This window comes from Staphylococcus simulans (assembly GCF_002902285.1).
GTDB lineage: Bacteria > Bacillota > Bacilli > Staphylococcales > Staphylococcaceae > Staphylococcus > Staphylococcus simulans.
Window position 1 is genome coordinate 1 of record NZ_PPRU01000089.1, and the last position, 1,846, is coordinate 1,846.

Genomic DNA, 1,846 nt, shown 5'->3' on the forward strand with positions numbered 1-1,846 from the left:
TTAGAAGAGTTATATTATGAATTTAAAGATACAAAATACTCATTTTAAATAGATAATTACTATTATAACACAATAAAGAATTGTAAAACGTTTTTGTGTGATTCAGGGGGAAGCGCCATTCCTCCAAATATGAAAAAAATTAAAATATATTTGAAGAAAAAGATGTTTTTCCTTAAAGCAACTGTCGACTATATTCAAAAAGATAATAGTTTGTCCAACCTACAGATGAAAGTGCACGGAGAAGGTTCTTATGCATTAGTTTACAGATATGAAGATCCTAATTACAATAAAAAAATTATAATTAAAAGAGCTAAAAAAAGCATAAGTGAAAAGGAATTAGAAAGATTCAAACAAGAATTTAAATCTTTAAAGACATTGAACTCTCCTTATATCGTGAAGTTTTTAAATATGATGAACAAAAAAATGAATATTCAATGGAATATATGGATTGTACTTTGGAATCGTACATTGAGAAGAATAATCAAAAGTTGAATTTCAAAAAAAGAAAGAGAATAAAATCACAAATCTTGAAGGGATTCGATTATGTTCACAAAAAGGATATGTTACATAGAGACATTTCTCCTAAAAATATCTTGCTTAAAGAGTATGATGACGGTACATTAGTAGCAAAAATATCTGATTTTGGTTTAGTAAAAATAAAAACGAATAAACTAACCTCGTTAAATACTGAATTTAAAGGATCGTTTAATGATCCTAGTTTAATGCATAAATTCAAAGAATATACATTAGTACACGAGATATATTCGATATCTTATTTAATATATTACATTTTGACTGGAAAAACTAACGTTGTAGAGACAGAAAATAATGCGTTAAATAACTTCATAAATCAAGGCATGAATAATGAGATTTCAATGAGATTTAAAAATATACAAGAGATGTTGAAAGCATTTAACAAGATTCAATTTAATGATTAAAATAGTTAATATTAGGATTTTGAAAAGTAAGCGGTGGGCGATTTATAACCTTAGTATTTTAAAGGGTGTTGAAAAGAAGATTTTAATAGATTGCAACATTTTAAAAAAATAAGTAAGTATGATAAAATTACCTTAGCGCATGGCTAGAATTTTTGCTTGTGTTTCGCAAGCATTTATCGAATTGCTGGCGATATTTGCTTTTAGTCAGCTTTACATTTTCGTTCTACATTTCCACTAAACAGCCTAATGAGTAGCCATGCGTATTTAAATTTTAGGAGTATTTTATTATGGAATACGCTTTTATTACTGATAAGAATGATTTTTTTCAAGCTTTAAAAATACCTACTCAAAAAATGAACTACTTACTTTACAACAAGCATCAAATGGGACCCGAAAATATGTATTCGACTTTTTCGATCTTAAAGAAAAGCGGTGGCGAAAGAATAATTCATGCGCCGAGTGATGAGCTAAAAAGTGTACAAAAGAAATTAGCTAAATTATTAGAAAATCATTATTACGAATCCATTCGAAATAATAAGAATAAGGATACATTTTTGCAAGGGTTTCTCCAAAATAGAGGAATAATAACTAATGCAAAAGTGCATCGTAATAAAAAACATATATTAAATATTGATCTAGAGGACTTTTTCCATACTATTCATTTTGGAAGAGTAAAAGGTTTTTTTGAGAAAGATAAAACTTTCAAAGTTCCATCAGAAGTAGCTTTAATAATTGCTCGGTTAACTTGTTATAAGGGTGCCTTACCTCAAGGAGCGCCAACTTCTCCCATAATTTCAAATTTAATAGGGAAAATTATGGATTTTAGACTTATAAAGTTATGTTAGAAATATAAACTAAGCTATACACGCTATGCAGATGACTTAACTTTTTCTACAAATGATAATAGT

The 1,846-nt window shown here is 27.7% G+C and carries 1 protein-coding gene and 1 pseudogene; both read left to right on the forward strand.

Annotated elements, in window-relative coordinates:
• Positions 1–246: 246 nt before the first annotated feature.
• Positions 247–935 (forward strand): annotated as a pseudogene (locus tag CD112_RS13435) (hypothetical protein); the annotation flags it as partial.
• A 290-nt stretch (positions 936–1,225) separates the two neighbouring features.
• Entirely contained in the window at positions 1,226–1,783 is a 558-nt protein-coding gene (locus CD112_RS13440; RefSeq protein WP_219727511.1) for a reverse transcriptase domain-containing protein, read from the forward strand.
• Positions 1,784–1,846: the final 63 nt, after the last annotated feature.

Bases quoted from the DNA above. Each gene is read 5' to 3' on its own strand.
- CD112_RS13440 (WP_219727511.1), top strand. From the start codon at position 1,226: ATGGAATACGCTTTTATTACTGATAAGAATGATTTTTTTCAAGCTTTA.